Below are 15,327 nucleotides of genomic sequence, written 5' to 3'. Positions count from 1 at the left end.
TCCGGGTTCGCCCCGTCGGGATAGGCTTGGTAAAAAGGGGTTAAGCGGTTGCTTGTCGATGTACCGACAGTTTCAAACCGACCGCTTTAGTAACGGCCAGCAAGGTTTTGATGGTGGGGTTTCCTTTTGGTGAGAGTGCCCGGTAAAGGCTTTCACGTTTGATACCGGCGCGTTCTGCCACTTCGGCCATGCCTTGAGCCTCTGCGATATGACGCAAGGCTGTCAATAATGTTTCACGCCCACCGGGTTGATCTACTTCATCCAGCGCCGCCGCCAGGTATTCATCGGCAAACGTGGGATCTTCTCTAAGCAACTCGACAACGGTTTGGTCATGGGGTCTTGATGCTTCACTCATGGCGCGTTCTCCGTTTCCAATCCTGCCAATAGTCAACGGCCTTGGCAATGTCGGCCTGTTGTTTTCGCTTGTCGCCACCGATCAGCAACAACAGCAATTTGTCGCCGGCCTGCGCGTAATACATGCGATAACCAGGACCGTAATCGATACGCAATTCCCACACGCCGTCTTGTATGGGCTTGCAGTCTCCAAGATTACCGGCTGCCATGCGTTGAATTCGCGTTAATACTCTTGCCTTCGCTTGCCGATCAGCTAAATCGGAAAGCCAATCTTTAAACGGCAACTTTCCATCATCTGTCTGGTAATCTTCGATTGTGTACATTGTTAATTATATGTTACAGGGTAGCAGCTGCAAGCGGATTATTTGATAACGCGCAAACCCTCAACCTGTTTGTCGTTCGAAAACTCGACGCCGGCCTGTTCCAATATCCAGGCCTCATATTTACCGTGCCAGATAGCCAAAAGCTCTAACGGGCGGGATTTGTAATGCCGCTCTGCGGTGGCGTTGGGCGCGTGTCCCATGATCTGAGCGACGACACCGACCGGCATTTCGACCCATTCGGCCAATGATGCAAACGTACGTCGTAATCCGTGCAGAGTGACATGTTCCAGGCCGGCCGCATCCAAGGCGCGATTGTGGGCAATCCTAGGTTCTCCTAGTCTGCCGTCGGCTGCGGTGGGGCTACTGAATACCCATTCATTGCGCCGGGGCAGGGCGGTTATCAGGCTGCGCAAATAAGGCGTCAATGGAATCATGCGGCCTTCGGCATCCACCTTATCTTTGATCCACATTGCGCCCAATTTGAAATCGACATGCGACCACTTCAGCTCGGCCAGTTCTTCACGCCGGGCGCCGGTCAGTAACAAGCCTTGCAGGTAGGCCGATATAACCGGATTGCTTAGGTTGCGGACCGCTGCAAACCAGTCTTGCAGGTGGGCGCGTTGTAATACGTCAAACTTTTTGGCTTTACGGCTGGGGACTTTCTTTCTAACGTCCTGATTCTCGACGATGGGGGCATCGATCACACGCGCATACACCTCATGCTGTCCGCACCAACGCCAGAACGCGCGGAACATTTCAAACCCTTGCCGGGCATTGTTCGCGCGTGTCTCTGCCTCTCGCTTTTGCCAGTCAGCCAAGACGCTGGCGCTTATATCGACCATGCGCATTTGCAGCAATGGATATAACACGCCTTGCACGGTTAAGCCTGTGCCGCGTTTTTTGGGCTGTCCGCCGGCCTGGGATAGGTTGATATGGTCCCGGTAATGACGTTCGCCCCAATAGTCTTGATTGCTGCTTAGGTATTCATCCCACGCGGATTGAACCAAGAGACTGTTGCGGATTTCATCGGCTTTGGCCTGCTCTTTGGCGGCCTCGGCTTTGGCGATCTTCTCGGCTTTTACCTGCCTGGGGTCTTGTCCGGCATCGATGAGGGTTTGAAGTCTGCGGGCTTCCTCTTGGGCCTTGCCAAGGCTCCAGGCTTTAACGTCGCCGATGGTCATCCTGATGGTTTTGCCATTGAACCGGCTTTCAAAGATATAGGCCTTGCCGCCCGATTGAGTGATGCGAAGAGCCAGACCAGGGGTTGAGCTGTCCCAAATAAATGTTTGGGCCTTGCCGGGTTCCGGCTGTGCCTTGTCGATTTTTGCGCCGGTTAGTTTGATGGTTGCCATAATCGTCTGCCTACAAATTGCCTACAAATGTAGGCAGGTGTGGGGGCTGGGATAAAAAATCCCGAAAACTCGCCCGAAGTTCCTACATGAAAATCCATGTAGGCAATTTGTAGGCAGATTATAGGCATTTTTGGGAATGACAATCAACAAATAAAAATAGCGGTAAATTTATATTCCAATAAAAATCAGTTATTTATTGATTTTTGGGAATGCCAGTCAACGCCAGGAAATGTGCTGTTGTTCGGGCTCATAACCCGAAGGTCGTAGGTTCAAATCCTGCCCCCGCTACCAGACAAAAAAGTAAAGGCTTAGGTCGAGTGACCTAGGCCTTTTTTATTGCTTGTTGATTTTGTGCTCACTCTTGTAATCTGATTTGATAAACCTATAGGGAATATCAATCACTGCAAGTATTTTAGGCATGTGTGGGAAATAATCTCGGCATTGGTAGGTGCGAATTCATTCGCACTGCGCGGATAAGTCCGCACCTACACCGAATGCTTGCATGGGTTATTTCATGTTCATTCTTTAACAATTGGCATAAAAATGCGAATGGCCACACGCATGACTTCGGATTTAACTCGCTCCTTGGCTTTCTCTGTTTTGGCGATATTGTTCGCCTTCGCTTACCTGAGTACGGTTCCGGCATTTGCGATTGGCGGGCTTCTTCTTGGGCTTTGCTGAGGCGTCAGGCCTTGACGTCGCCAACTGTCATTCTTACTGTCTTGCCATTGAATCGACTTTCGAATCCACTATCGCTGGCTGTGGTATTTTAATGGGTCTATAAACGTCGCAAATTGGCGACACGACTGCTTAGGATCACTCGCAAAAATATGGGCGTACAGGAAAACTTCGAACAACTCCCTTTAAAAGAATTTACCGAAAAAGCTTACCTGGATTATTCCATGTATGTGATTTTGGATCGGGCTTTGCCGCATATCGGCGATGGCCTCAAACCTGTGCAGCGCCGCATCGTTTATGCGATGTCGGAGCTGGGGCTGACCGCGTTGGCCAAATACAAAAAATCCGCGCGTACCGTCGGTGACGTGCTGGGTAAATATCATCCGCACGGGGACTCGGCCTGTTATGAAGCCATGGTGTTGATGGCGCAGGATTTTTCCTATCGCTATCCGCTGATCGACGGCCAGGGCAACTGGGGTTCGCCGGACGATCCCAAGTCTTTTGCGGCGATGCGTTATACCGAATCCAGGCTGACAGCCTATGCGCAAACCCTGCTCAGCGAACTGGGGCAGGGCACGGTGGACTGGGCGGACAATTTCGATGGCACTCTGAAAGAGCCTAGCCTGCTGCCGGCCCGCCTGCCCAATGTCTTACTGAACGGCACGATGGGGATTGCGGTGGGCATGGCCACCGACATTCCGCCGCACAATCTGCGCGAGGTCGCCAATGCCTGTCTGCAATTGCTGGACGAGCCAGAAACGCCATTGGAAGGTCTGCTGCAACATATCAAAGGTCCGGATTATCCGACCGACGCCGAGATCATTACATCTGCCGCCGACATTCAAAAGCTCTACGCCAATGGCAACGGTTCGGTGAAAATGCGTGCCAAATACGAGGTCGAAGACGGTAACATTGTGATTACTGCTTTGCCGCATCAGGTGTCCGGCGCCAAATTGCTGGAACAGATCGCCGCGCAAATGTTGGCCAAGAAACTGCCGATGATCGAGGATTTACGTGACGAATCCGATCATGAAAATCCGACCCGTTTGCTGATCATCCCCAAAACCAAGCGCACCGACGTCGATGCGGTGATGTCGCATCTGTTTGCCACCACCGACCTGGAGAAAAACTACCGGGTCAATTTGAACATGATCGGCCTGAACGGCAAGCCGCAAGTCAAGAATCTGAAACAGATTCTGATCGAATGGATCTGTTTCAGGACAGAGACCGTGCGCCGCCGCTTGCAACACCGTCTGGACAAGGTGCTGGCGCGCCTGCATATCCTGGAAGGCTTGCTGATCGCCTATCTGAACATCGACGAAGTGATTGCGATCATCCGCAACGAAGACCATCCCAAGCCGGTCTTGATGGAGCGGTTTGGCTTGACCGATATTCAGGCGGAAGCGATTTTAGAGCTGAAATTGCGGCATTTGGCCAAGCTGGAGGAAATGAAAATCCGCGGCGAACAGGACGAATTGGAGCAGGAGCGACAAGCGCTGGAGAAAACCCTGGGTTCGGAGCGCTTGCTGAATCGTTTGATACGCAAGGAAATCGAGCGCGATGCAGAAAAGTACGGCGATGATCGCCGTTCACCGATTGTCGAGCGCGGCGCGGCGCAAGCATTGGATACCACCGAACTGATCGCCAACGAGCCTGTCACCATCATCTTGTCGCAAAAAGGCTGGATACGCGCAGCCAAAGGTTACGACATCGAGGTGGAAAGTTTGAATTACCGGGCCGGCGACGGTTATTTATCTTCCGCCAAGGGCAGAACGACGCAGCCGGCTTATGTGCTGGATTCTACCGGACGGGTTTACACCATCACCACTCATGACTTGCCATCGGCACGTAGTCAGGGCGAACCCTTGACCGGACGCCTGAATCCACCGCCCGGCAGTCTGTTTACCGATGTATTCACGGGCCAGCCGGACGACTGGGTCTTGATGAGCAGCAACGCCGGTTACGGTTTTAGAGTGCAATTGAAAGAACTGTACAGCAAGAACAAGGCAGGCAAGGCCGTTTTGACGCTGCCGGATAAAGCCAAAGTATTAACCCCGGCGCCTATCCCGCAAGGTTACGATCTGCTGGCCGTAGCGACCCTGCAAGGCCGCTTGCTGATTTTTCCGGCGGCTGATTTGCCGGAATTGGCGAAAGGCAAGGGCAATAAGCTGATCCAGATTCCGGGTGCCGATTTGACCAGTGGCAAGGATGCGGTAGTGGCGGTCACCGCGCTGGCCGCGCATGCCGAGCTGAAAGTGATCTCCGGCAAACGCTTTGTCACCCTGAAAGCGATGGATATCGAACAGTATTCCGGCAACAGAGCCAACCGCGGCAACATCTTGCCGCGCGGGTTTCAGAAAGTGGATGGGCTGGAATCCGTGGTGGTGTAATCGGGTAGCCCACGGCAAGCAACAGGCGTTCTTTGGCAGAAAAAACGGGGCTCAACTATGAATCTGCACTATGCCGAATACAAAATCAGCGCGGCTGATTATTTAGCGGGGGAATCGATCGCCGAGGTCAAACACGAGTTTCTCGACGGCGAGGTTTACGCGATGGCCGGCGCCAGCGAGAACCATAATTTGCTGGCCGGAAATTTATTCGCCGAATTCAAAAATCGGCTCAAAGGCACGCCCTGCCGCACCTTCATGGCCGATATGAAGGTCAAGGCCGATCAGGCGTTTTTTTACCCCGACGTGATGGTGGTCTGCCAGCGCGACGACCAGGACGAATATTACAAAAGCGCGCCGGTGATCGTGGTCGAAGTGCTGTCCAAAGCCACGCGGCGTTTCGACCAGACGGTCAAACGCCTGCGTTACCAGGCCCTGCCGAGCCTGGAGGAATACGTTCTGATCGAGCAGGACAGGGGCGAGATCGTGGTGTTTCGCCGCCGCGACGGCTGGCAGTCGTCGTACTATTATCTCGGCGACCAGATTCATTTTTATTCGGTCGATGTCACGGTGCCGGTCGCGGATATTTATTACCAAGTCGATAACGACGATGTGCTGGCCTATCTGCAACAAGCGGCCGATGCCAGCTAACACAGCGGCTCAGCCCGCGGACGGTTTGCATGTCGATTGAATCTACCAATAGCGGACTGAAGGGCGAACTTCGGTTGGAAGCATTGCCGAATTCCGCGCTGGCGTTGAAATTCAGCGGCCACTGGGCCAGCGGCGCGGCGATTCCGCCGCTCGCTGAAACCCTGGCCGAGCTGTCCAAGCGAAATCCCCGCCGCCTCGTGCTTGAAGCAGGCGTTAGCGCCTGGGATAGCCGCCTGCCCAGCTATTTGTATCGCATCGACGAATACGCCCGCCAGAACGGCATCGAGCTCGATACCTCGGCATTGCCGGATGGCGTGCAAGCCCTGCTGAAACTGGCCTGCACCGTGCCGGAGCGCATCGATGCCCATCGTACCGATCAACGACTGTCATTTCTGGCCAGATTCGGCCAGCGCGTCCTGAGTCTATCGCGTGATGGCGTCGATTTGGCGCGTTTCATTGGCGAAACCATGCTGGCCGGGTTGGCTTTTGCTACGGGCAAAGCGCGCTACCGCGCCGTCGACTTGCTGATCTGCATTCAGGAGGCCGGTGCCGGTGCGCTGCCCATCGTCACGCTGATTGCGTTGCTGGTGGGCTTGATTTTGGCTTTCGTCGGCGCGGTGCAGTTGGCGATGTTCGGCGCGCAAATCTATATCGCCGATCTGGTGGCCCTTGGCACCGTGCGGGAAATGGGCACCTTGATGACGGCGGTGATCATGTCCGGCCGCACCGGCGCCGCTTATGCGGCGCAACTGGGCATGATGCGGGTCAACAACGAAATCGACGCCCTGCGCACGATGGGCATCTCGCCGATGGAATTTCTGGTGATGCCGCGCATGCTGGCATTGACGCTGATGATGCCGATGCTGTGTTTGTACGCGGACTTGATGGGCATACTCGGCGGTGCGGCGGTCAGTTTGACCATCTTCGACATTTCCCCGATCCAGTATTACAACCAAATCCAAAAGGCCGTGCATCTGACCGACTTTGCGATTGGCCTGTTCAAGGGCCTGGTGTTCGCGGTGCTGATCGCCACCGCCGGCTGCATGCGTGGCATGCGTTGCGGCACCAGCGCCTCGGCGGTCGGCGACGCCACCACGCAGGCGGTGGTCGACAGCATCGTTTACATCGTCATCGCCGACTCCATCATCACCCTGATCTGCAACCAGCTGGACATATGAGTACGCCGCATATCGTCGTTCGAGACTTAAGCATGGCCTACGGCGAATTCCTGATCCAGCGCAACCTGAATTTCACCGTCAACCGCGGCGACGTCTTTATCGTGATGGGGGGCAGCGGCTGCGGCAAGAGCACCTTGCTGATGCACATGATAGGGCTCAAACAGCCGAAGCAGGGTGACGTATTTTACGGGAGCGAGGCGTTTTGGGGCGGCGGTTTCGAGCAGCGCGAGCGCATTCTGAGGCGCATCGGCGTGATGTACCAGGGCGGTGCCTTGTTCAGCTCGCTGACGCTGGCGGAAAACGTGGCGTTGCCATTGGAGGAATACACCGACATGAGTCAGGCCGAGATTGCCGACATGGTGTCGTACAAACTCGCGCTGGTCGGTTTGGCCGGCTTTGAGGACTATTATCCCGCCGAACTCAGCGGCGGCATGCAAAAGCGTGCCGGCTTGGCCCGGGCCATGGCGCTGGATCCGGAAATCCTGTTTTTCGACGAGCCGTCCGCCGGACTCGACCCGGTCAGTTCCAGGCTGCTGGACGATTTGATCGTCAATCTGAGCCATGCGCTGGGCACCACAGTGGTGGTGATCACTCACGAATTGCCGAGTATTTTCGCGATTGGCACCAATGGCGTGCTGCTCGACGCCGACGCCAAGACCATGCTGGCCAGCGGTCCGCCACAGCAAATACTGGCGAATGCGCAAGACCCACGTATCATTCAATTCCTGACCCGCGGCCAAGGCAAGGCCGCGGACGGCGATTAACCAGGAGCAATCAATGAGCAAACCGATCAATCCCGCCGCGATAGGCGGCTTCACGCTGGGTGCACTGGCGTTGCTGGTGGCAGGACTGCTAATTTTCGGCGGCGGACAAGCTTTTAAAGCCGACAAAGTGCGTTTCGTGGTGTTTCTGGAATCTTCGTTGAACGGTTTGGATGTCGGTGCGCCGGTGAAAATGCAGGGAGTCAAAGTCGGCGAGGTCAAGGAAATCTCGCTGCTGTTCGACGATCAGAGCGATAAACTGTACAAACCGGTGGTCATAGAAATCAACCGCAGCCTGCTCAGTGGTTCCGGCGGTTCGCCGCTGCCGGAAGCGGTGAGCCAGGAGCAATTGCAAGCCCATCGCGATCGCTTGGTAGCTAGCGGCTTTCGCGCCCGTTTGGAAATGCAGAGCCTGCTGACCGGGTTGTTGTATGTCGATCTGGACACCTATCCCGACAAACCGCCAAGGTTCGCCAACCTGGAATATCAGGGGCTGCTGGAAATTCCGGGCATTCCGCCTACCAGCGTGGAATTACGCAATACCGCCGAGGAAGTCGCGCAGAAACTGCGCAATTTGCCGCTGGATCAAATCGTGCAGGATTTCGCGGAAAGTTTGCACGAAATCAAAAAGCTGCTGGCCTCCGAGGATTTGAAAAAAACCCAGGTGGCCTTGGCCAATACCCTGGAGGATGTCGAGGGCGCCATGCACATTCTGAATCGCAATCTGGAGCCTCTTTTGCGGAATACGACTGCCACGATGGCCAGTACCGAAAGCCTGGTCAAGGATACCCAAGTGATGATCAAGCAGTTGCATGCTGAATTGCCGCAGGTGTTCAAAAGTACCGATCAAACCTTACAGGCGGCCACTTCGGCCTTGCTGAAAGCCGAAGATTCCCTGCAGCGTGTCGACGAAGCCGTGGGGCCGGAGTCGGCCTTGACCGACAGTTTGCAGGCCTTGAAACAGGCGGCGCGGGCCATCCGTGATCTGAGCGATTATCTGGAGCGTCATCCGGAGTCATTGCTGTCTGGAAAACCGGATTGAAGGAGACTGAAGCATGAACACGACACGTTGTTTGTTGCGCTTAGGCATGGCCAGCTTGCTGTTGCTGCAGGCGGCCTGTATCGGCTCGACCTCGCCGGCGCGGTTTTACCTGTTGGAACCCCTCGCCGAAGTTGAAACCCAGCAAACGGATTCCAGTCGGCCGCGAATGATTTTGTCGTTGGCGCCGGTTCGGCTGCCGGCTTACCTGGATAGAAGCCAGATCGTGAGCGCATCCGATAAAAATACCTACCGCTTGGACGAATATCATCGCTGGGCGGAGAATCTGGGCGACAACATGACCCGGGTCATGTTGCAGGATTTGAGCGTTTTACTGCCTGCGGATGTCGTCATCAATAGCACGCTTCGCGCCAAGCAAGCCCAATTGCGTTTGACGGTTGGCATTTTGGCGTTTCATGTCAATCCGCAGGGGCTGGCTGAATTGAGCGCGCAATGGCAAGTCAGTCGCGACAACGAGGTGGTATTGAGCCAGCACAGTTCGTTGCGCGCTGCTGTCAATGGCGATGACATGTCATTGAAAGTACGTGCGCTCAATCAATGCCTCAACCAATTGAGCCGAGACATCGCCGCGATGGTGAAACTACTGAAGGTCGATTGATTCAATTACAAAAAAAGACGTTGCGCCAGCCTGAATTCACAAGTGCGCGGCGGCTGTCTTCAATGGTGTGTTATCGCTTTATGACTAGTATCTTAACTGCTGGTGTCAGTGTGCGTAATAGGGTATGTTTCAAGGTTCGACATCGGCGCATTCTGTCTTTAAACTCCCATGCAATTAGGGAGGAATAATGCCAGATTGGTTCAACGAGTTTTTAGCGGCTTCCAGCAGCTTCATGCCGCATGGCGCCTGTTATCTTTGGCTGCCGTCTATTCTGTGGCTGCATGTCATCAGCGATGTGCTGATCGTGTTGGCCTACTCTTCCATTCCGTTTGCATTGCTGTATTTTGTTTATAAGCGTAAAGACCTTGCCTATCGTTGGGTATTTGTCTTATTCGGCGCCTTTATTCTTTTATGCGGCACCACCCATTTGATGAGCATCTGGACCATCTGGCACCCCGATTATTGGCTGGAAGGCTTGATCAAATTGGCCACGGCGCTGGTTTCAATGGCTACGGCCATTCTCATCTGGCCATTGATGCCCAAAGTGTTGAAATTGCCGAGCACGAGGGCATTGGAGGCCAGCGAAGCTTATATGCGCGCGATATTCAATGCCACGCCTGATGCAATGCTGATCAGCGACGCTGACGGCAAGATTACCATGGTCAATCATCAGTGTGAGTTGATGCTGGGGTATACGGCCGCCGAATTGGTAGGGCAAACCATCGAAATTTTGGTGCCGGAGCGTTTTCGCGCGCATCATGTCTTGCTACGCCAGCAATTTATGGTTTCACCTTTTACCCGAATGATGGGAAGCGGCAGAATCGTAATGGCCTTGAAAAAGGACGGTAGCGAATTCGATGTCGAGATCAGTCTGAGTCCGATCGAAACCGAACAGGGACGCTTTTTCGCGAGTGCGTTGCGCGACATCACCGAACGCAAAAAAATGGAAGATGCATTGCGGACCAGCGAGGAACGTTTCAGGTTGATGGCCAATACTTCACCGGCAATGATCTGGATTACCGATGCAGTGGGTCAAACCACGTTCGTCAACGAAACCTGGCTCAAATTTACCGGCTTGACGCTAGAACGTGCCATTACGCAAGCAGGCTGGCTGGAATTGATTCATCCCGAAGACAAGAGCGGCGTTTTGTCCGCGTATTACAAAAATGTCAGCGCCCATATTTCAATCGTGACCGAATATCGCATGCGACGCGAGCAGGGCGATTGGCGCTGGATTTTGGATCAAGGCGTGCCGCTGTACGATGAAAACGGCGAGTTTTGCGGCTATGTGGGTTCCGCAATCGATATAACCGATCGCAAGCAGGCCGAAGCGGACTTTAGAATCGCGGCGACTGCCTTCGAGTCGCAGGAAGCCATGGTCATCACCGACGCCAACGCGGTGATATTGCGGGTGAATAAAACTTTCATCGATTCGACCGGGTATTCGGCGGAAGAGGCCGTTGGTCGCAAAATAAGCATTCTAAAATCCGGCCGTCACGACGAGCGCTTTTATAAGGAAATGTGGGAGTGTCTGGATCGTACCGGTACCTGGCAGGGCGAAGTGTGGGACAAGCGCAAGAACGGCGAAATCTACCCCAAATGGCTGACAATTACGGCCGTGAAGGATGAAAAAGGCGACGTGACGCATTATGTGGGTACCCACATCGACATCAGCGACCGCAAGGCGGCCGAAGAGGAAATCAAGAACCTGGCGTTTTATGATCCGCTCACTAGGCTGCCCAATCGGCGTCTGTTGCGCGACCGTTTGCATCAAGCGCTGGCGAATCATGCCCGCAAACAAATGTTTGGCGCCTTGTTGTTCATCGATCTGGATAATTTCAAGACGCTGAACGATACCCTGGGGCATGACAAAGGCGATTGCCTGTTGCAACAAGTGGCCAATCGCTTGACCGCCAGCGTGCGTGAATGCGACACGGTGGCGCGCTTGGGCGGCGACGAATTCGTACTGATGTTGAAGGAACTTGGACAAAAATCCGCGGAGGCTGCGATTCAGGCCGAAATCATAGGCGAAAAAATCCTGGCGGCCTTGAATCAAACCTACCGCTTCGATGGCTATGAACATCACAGTACGCCGAGCATAGGCGCGACGTTGTTTTGCGATCAGGAAACCACGATAGACGAATTGTTGAAGCAGGCGGATATCGCGATGTATCAGGCCAAGGCGGCCGGCCGTAATACGATGCGATTTTTCGATCCGAGCATGCAGGCCTCCATCGTGGCCCGCGCCAATCTGGAACACGCGCTACACGAGGGCTTGCGGCAAAACCAGTTTCAAATATGCTACCAACCGCAGATGGACGGCAGCGGGCGGATCGTCGGCGCCGAAGCCTTGTTGCGCTGGTGGCATCCCGAGCGAGGCCAAGTTCCTCCTGGCGAGTTCATCGCGTTGGCCGAGGAAACGGGGCTGATTTTGCCGCTGGGGCTGTGGGTGTTGGAAACCACTTGCGCGCAATTGGTGGAGTGGTCGAAACAACCCCGTTTTGCGCATCTCACCATTGCGGTTAATGTCAGTATCAGGCAATTTCGCCAGCCGGATTTTGCCGACCAGGTTTTGGCGATTCTGGAAAAATCCGGCGCCAATCCGGAAAAACTCAAGCTGGAACTGACGGAAAGTCTATTGGCTTCCGATGTGGAAGACATCAATGTGAAGATGAGCCAACTAAAGGCCAAAGGCGTCAGGTTTGCGCTGGACGACTTTGGTACGGGTTACTCCTCGTTGTATTACTTGAAGCAATTGCCCTTGGATCAGTTAAAAATCGATCAAAGCTTTGTCCGAGACATATTGATCGATCCCAACGATGCCGCCATTGCCAAAATGATTATCGTCTTGGCGCAGAGCATGGGGCTGGATGTGATTGCCGAAGGCGTGGAATCCCAAGCGCAAAAGACCTTTTTGCAAGGTTTGGGGTGCACGAATTACCAGGGCTATTTATTCAGCGAACCGGTGGCAAAAGTGCAGTTTGAAGCCTTGTTCCAGGGCTAAGGGTTCCGTCAAAAATAGCCTCCGCCTCGTGCCCCCTTTGCCCACAGCAGGTTATCATAGAAGGTAAAACAATTCCTGCTTCCCATTGGGGTGGTGTCAGTATTATGCTTTATAAATCATATGCTTGAATTGATTCTTCTCCTCGCTCTGGTTCCGCGAGGAGAGGGCGCTTTTGCGACAGTCCCTGTCGTATGCGATATGATGGCACTCCTTTCAGGAGGCCGTAAACGGTAAAAGAATGCCTTCTCCCGCCGGGAGAAGGGGGCTTTTACGGTACCCTGTTCAAGAAGGGGATTTTCCGCGGTTTTGCTGATGGTTTCCGGAAAAAGGCTCGCAGAAAATCACTCGGTAACCATCGCGCAATACAGTTTTAAAAAATGCCACGACAAACCACAGCAATCGCAGAAATACCCCAGGCTATAACCCGCCCAATCCCTCTCCACCGCTTTTGTGTCGCGCCGATGCTGGATTGGACCGATAGGCATTGCCGGTATTTCTATCGCCTGATGTCGCGGCATGCCATGCTGTACACCGAAATGGTGACGACCGGGGCGATTTTGCATGGTCATCCTGAACGGCATTTGCAATTCAATGCGGAAGAGCATCCCGTGGCTTTGCAGTTAGGCGGCAGCAGCCCCAGTGATTTGGCGCGGTGCGCTAAGATTGCCGAGGAGTACGGCTACGACGAGGTCAATCTGAATGTGGGTTGTCCGAGTGATAGGGTGCAGAATGGCCGTTTCGGCGCGTGCTTGATGGCCGAACCTGAATTGGTGGCCGAGTGCGTGTCGGCGATGCGGCAGGCGGTGGCTATCCCGGTAACGGTAAAATCGCGGATTGGCATCGATGATCTGGACTCCTATCAGGCGCTGGTGAAGTTCATCGAAACGGTTGCCGGCGCCGGTTGTGAAACGTTCATCGTGCATGCCCGCAAAGCCTGGCTTTCCGGCTTGTCACCCAAGCAAAACCGTGACGTTCCGCCGCTGCGTTATGAGGTGGTGTTTGAGTTGAAACGGGACTTTCCGCATCTGAACATCGTCATCAATGGCGGCATCACGACCTTGGACGCGGCTCGGGAATTACTGAATCATGTCGATGGCGTGATGCTGGGGCGGGAGATTTACCATAACCCGTATTTGCTCAGTCAGGTCGATCAGCAGTTGTTTGGCGAAGACCAGCCGATCAAGTCTCGGCGGGAAGTCGTGGAAAGCTTGGTCCCGTATGTTCAAGAACAGTTGCGGCAAGGCGTGCGCTTCAACGCCATCGCGCGTCATTTACTGGGCCTGTTTCATGGTGTGGATGGGGCCAGGGCGTGGCGCAGACATATCAGCGAAAACGCTACGAAGAGCGGCGCCGACGAACAAGTGTTGATGCGCGCCTTAGAGTTTACGGTTTGATGTTGTATACTCACGACATTTTTTTACTTGGGGGCGGCGATGGAAGAATATTTCTCCAAAATCATTCAAGCGATTGGTGAAGATGTCAATCGGGAAGGCTTGCGCGATACACCGAAACGGGCGGCGGAAGCATTTAAATTTTTGAACAATGGTTATCAAAAGACCTTGGAAGAGGTATTGAATGACGCCATTTTCCAAGCCGACACCGAGGATATGGTGATCGTCAAGGATATCGAGCTGTATTCCTTGTGCGAACACCACTTGTTGCCGTTCATCGGCAAATGCCATATCGGTTACCTGCCGCAAGGCAAGGTGTTGGGCTTGTCCAAGCTGGCGCGCATTGTCGATATGTATGGGCGCAGGCTGCAAATTCAGGAACAGCTGACCCGGCAAATCGCTACCGCGGTGGAAACGGCGATCGACGCGCGTGGCGTGGCGGTCGTGATCGAAGCCAAGCATTTGTGCATGATGATGCGCGGCGTCGAGAAACAGAACTCGGTGATGACGACCTCGGTGATGACCGGCATTTTCCGCGAGGAAATCAGCACCCGTTCCGAATTTTTGAATTTGATCAACCGCAAGTAAAGCCATGGCAGACTTAGGCGAAAAAAAGGTCGGCGTATTATTGGTCAATCTGGGATCGCCGGCCAGCACCAGTACCGGCGATGTAAGGGCCTTTTTGCGCGAATTTTTGGGTGATCCGCGGGTCGTCAATCTGCCTCGGCCTTTGTGGTGGATGATCTTGAATCTGTTCGTGCTGCCGTTTAGGCCGCGCAAATCGGCGCATGCCTATCAAACCATCTGGACCGACAAGGGTTCGCCGTTGATCGTGTTTACCCAGCAATTGAGCGATAAGCTGGCCAAGCGTCTCGGCAGCGAACGCGTGTTGATCGATTGCGCGATGCGCTACGGCAAGCCTGCGTTGCGCGACAAGCTGCAACTCTTCAAACAGCAGGGTGTGGAGGATATCATCATCCTGCCGCTGTATCCGCAATATTCCTCGACCACGACCGCGTCTATTTTCGATGTGGTGGCGGACGAATTCATCGGCTGGCGGCACATGCCGTCGTTGCGTTTCATCAGCGATTATTACCAAAAGCCCGTTTACATCAAAGCCGTGGCGGATTCGATCCGGGCGCATTGGCAGGAAAACGGACAGGCGGCCTTGTTGGTGATGTCGTTTCACGGCTTGCCGGCCAAATTGACGGAATGGGGCGACCCGTATTTTTATCATTGCCAGGCGACCGCGCGCTTATTGGCGGAAGAGCTGGGGCTGAACGACAAGCAATGGCAGATGGTGTTTCAATCGCGCTTCGGCCGGGCGGAATGGCTCAAGCCTTATTGCGTCGAGGTGTTGCAGGAACTGCCCAAGCAGGGCATCAAGCAGGTCGATGTGGTGTGTCCGGGTTTTGCGGTGGATTGCCTGGAAACCTTGGAAGAAATTGCTCTGGCCAATAAAGAAATTTTCATCGAGGCGGGTGGCAAGAGTTATCGTTATATCCCGGCCCTGAACGATAGCGACGCGCATGTCGAGGTGATGGCCGAAATCATAAAATCCGCCTAGTGTTGGCGGCATAAAAGCCGGGG

Annotated in this window: 13 protein-coding genes; 10 read left to right on the top strand and 3 right to left on the bottom strand. The window is 54.2% G+C overall.

The window, feature by feature from the left end:
* Positions 1 to 40 precede the first annotated feature (40 nt).
* The 3 genes from NM686_RS16050 to NM686_RS16040 are packed head-to-tail and all read right to left on the bottom strand — an operon-like array spanning position 41 to position 2,029.
* On the bottom strand, positions 41 to 355 hold the full coding sequence (locus NM686_RS16050) for an addiction module antidote protein (RefSeq protein WP_255188858.1): 315 nt from the start codon (positions 353 to 355) through the stop codon (positions 41 to 43).
* The gene (locus NM686_RS16045) at positions 348 to 677 is read right to left on the bottom strand and encodes a type II toxin-antitoxin system RelE/ParE family toxin (protein ID WP_255188857.1); all 330 of its coding nucleotides are present in this window, start codon (positions 675 to 677) and stop codon (positions 348 to 350) included. Before NM686_RS16045 ends, NM686_RS16050 begins: the two co-directional genes overlap by 8 nt.
* Positions 678 to 715: 38 nt before the next feature.
* Entirely contained in the window at positions 716 to 2,029 is a 1,314-nt protein-coding gene (locus tag NM686_RS16040; RefSeq protein WP_255188856.1) for a tyrosine-type recombinase/integrase, read from the bottom strand.
* 830 nt (positions 2,030 to 2,859) lie between these two features.
* Between NM686_RS16040 and parC the strand changes: the two genes are divergently transcribed.
* The 10 genes from parC to hemH all read left to right on the top strand — a co-directional run bounded on the left by parC (position 2,860) and on the right by hemH (position 15,304).
* Entirely contained in the window at positions 2,860 to 5,097 is a 2,238-nt protein-coding gene (parC, locus tag NM686_RS16035; protein WP_255188855.1) for a DNA topoisomerase IV subunit A, read from the top strand.
* Between the two features lie 57 nt (positions 5,098 to 5,154).
* Positions 5,155 to 5,745, top strand: a complete 591-nt coding sequence (locus tag NM686_RS16030) for a Uma2 family endonuclease (protein WP_255188854.1) — start codon at positions 5,155 to 5,157, stop codon at positions 5,743 to 5,745.
* Positions 5,746 to 5,774: 29 nt separating this feature from the next.
* A complete protein-coding gene (locus tag NM686_RS16025; protein WP_255188853.1) occupies positions 5,775 to 6,923 on the top strand; it encodes an MlaE family ABC transporter permease in 1,149 nt (382 codons plus the stop codon).
* Positions 6,920 to 7,687: an ABC transporter ATP-binding protein gene (locus tag NM686_RS16020; protein ID WP_255188852.1), complete on the top strand. Its 768-nt coding sequence runs from the start codon at positions 6,920 to 6,922 to the stop codon at positions 7,685 to 7,687. The genes NM686_RS16025 and NM686_RS16020 overlap by 4 nt, the downstream gene beginning before the upstream one ends.
* Positions 7,688 to 7,700: 13 nt before the next feature.
* Positions 7,701 to 8,726: an MlaD family protein gene (locus tag NM686_RS16015; protein WP_255188851.1), complete on the top strand. Its 1,026-nt coding sequence runs from the start codon at positions 7,701 to 7,703 to the stop codon at positions 8,724 to 8,726.
* A 13-nt stretch (positions 8,727 to 8,739) separates the two neighbouring features.
* Positions 8,740 to 9,342, top strand: a complete 603-nt coding sequence (locus NM686_RS16010) for a PqiC family protein (RefSeq protein WP_255188850.1) — start codon at positions 8,740 to 8,742, stop codon at positions 9,340 to 9,342.
* Between the two features lie 187 nt (positions 9,343 to 9,529).
* The gene (locus NM686_RS16005; RefSeq protein WP_255188849.1) at positions 9,530 to 12,346 is read left to right on the top strand and encodes a sensor domain-containing protein; all 2,817 of its coding nucleotides are present in this window, start codon (positions 9,530 to 9,532) and stop codon (positions 12,344 to 12,346) included.
* A 377-nt stretch (positions 12,347 to 12,723) separates the two neighbouring features.
* Positions 12,724 to 13,740 (top strand): tRNA dihydrouridine(20/20a) synthase DusA, encoded by a 1,017-nt coding sequence (gene dusA / locus NM686_RS16000; RefSeq protein WP_407942361.1) that lies wholly within the window; start codon positions 12,724 to 12,726, stop codon positions 13,738 to 13,740.
* Positions 13,741 to 13,779: 39 nt separating this feature from the next.
* The gene (gene folE / locus NM686_RS15995) at positions 13,780 to 14,325 is read left to right on the top strand and encodes a GTP cyclohydrolase I FolE (RefSeq protein ID WP_255188848.1); all 546 of its coding nucleotides are present in this window, start codon (positions 13,780 to 13,782) and stop codon (positions 14,323 to 14,325) included.
* A 4-nt stretch (positions 14,326 to 14,329) separates the two neighbouring features.
* The gene (gene hemH / locus NM686_RS15990; RefSeq protein WP_255188847.1) at positions 14,330 to 15,304 is read left to right on the top strand and encodes a ferrochelatase; all 975 of its coding nucleotides are present in this window, start codon (positions 14,330 to 14,332) and stop codon (positions 15,302 to 15,304) included.
* Positions 15,305 to 15,327: the final 23 nt, after the last annotated feature.

Source organism: Methylomonas rapida, from assembly GCF_024360925.2.
Classification (GTDB): Bacteria; Pseudomonadota; Gammaproteobacteria; order Methylococcales; family Methylomonadaceae; genus Methylomonas; species Methylomonas rapida.
This window is presented reverse-complemented; position numbering and strand designations above follow the sequence as displayed.

Coding starts and splice junctions, on each gene's coding strand:
- NM686_RS16010 (WP_255188850.1), top strand. CDS start 8,740: ATGAACACGACACGTTGTTTGTTGCGCTTAGGCATGGCCAGCTTGCTG.
- NM686_RS16050 (WP_255188858.1), bottom strand. CDS start 355: ATGAGTGAAGCATCAAGACCCCATGACCAAACCGTTGTCGAGTTGCTT.
- NM686_RS16025 (WP_255188853.1), top strand. CDS start 5,775: ATGTCGATTGAATCTACCAATAGCGGACTGAAGGGCGAACTTCGGTTG.
- NM686_RS16040 (WP_255188856.1), bottom strand. CDS start 2,029: ATGGCAACCATCAAACTAACCGGCGCAAAAATCGACAAGGCACAGCCG.
- parC (WP_255188855.1), top strand. CDS start 2,860: ATGGGCGTACAGGAAAACTTCGAACAACTCCCTTTAAAAGAATTTACC.
- NM686_RS16045 (WP_255188857.1), bottom strand. CDS start 677: ATGTACACAATCGAAGATTACCAGACAGATGATGGAAAGTTGCCGTTT.
- folE (WP_255188848.1), top strand. CDS start 13,780: ATGGAAGAATATTTCTCCAAAATCATTCAAGCGATTGGTGAAGATGTC.
- hemH (WP_255188847.1), top strand. CDS start 14,330: ATGGCAGACTTAGGCGAAAAAAAGGTCGGCGTATTATTGGTCAATCTG.
- NM686_RS16005 (WP_255188849.1), top strand. CDS start 9,530: ATGCCAGATTGGTTCAACGAGTTTTTAGCGGCTTCCAGCAGCTTCATG.
- NM686_RS16020 (WP_255188852.1), top strand. CDS start 6,920: ATGAGTACGCCGCATATCGTCGTTCGAGACTTAAGCATGGCCTACGGC.
- dusA (WP_407942361.1), top strand. CDS start 12,724: ATGCCACGACAAACCACAGCAATCGCAGAAATACCCCAGGCTATAACC.
- NM686_RS16030 (WP_255188854.1), top strand. CDS start 5,155: ATGAATCTGCACTATGCCGAATACAAAATCAGCGCGGCTGATTATTTA.
- NM686_RS16015 (WP_255188851.1), top strand. CDS start 7,701: ATGAGCAAACCGATCAATCCCGCCGCGATAGGCGGCTTCACGCTGGGT.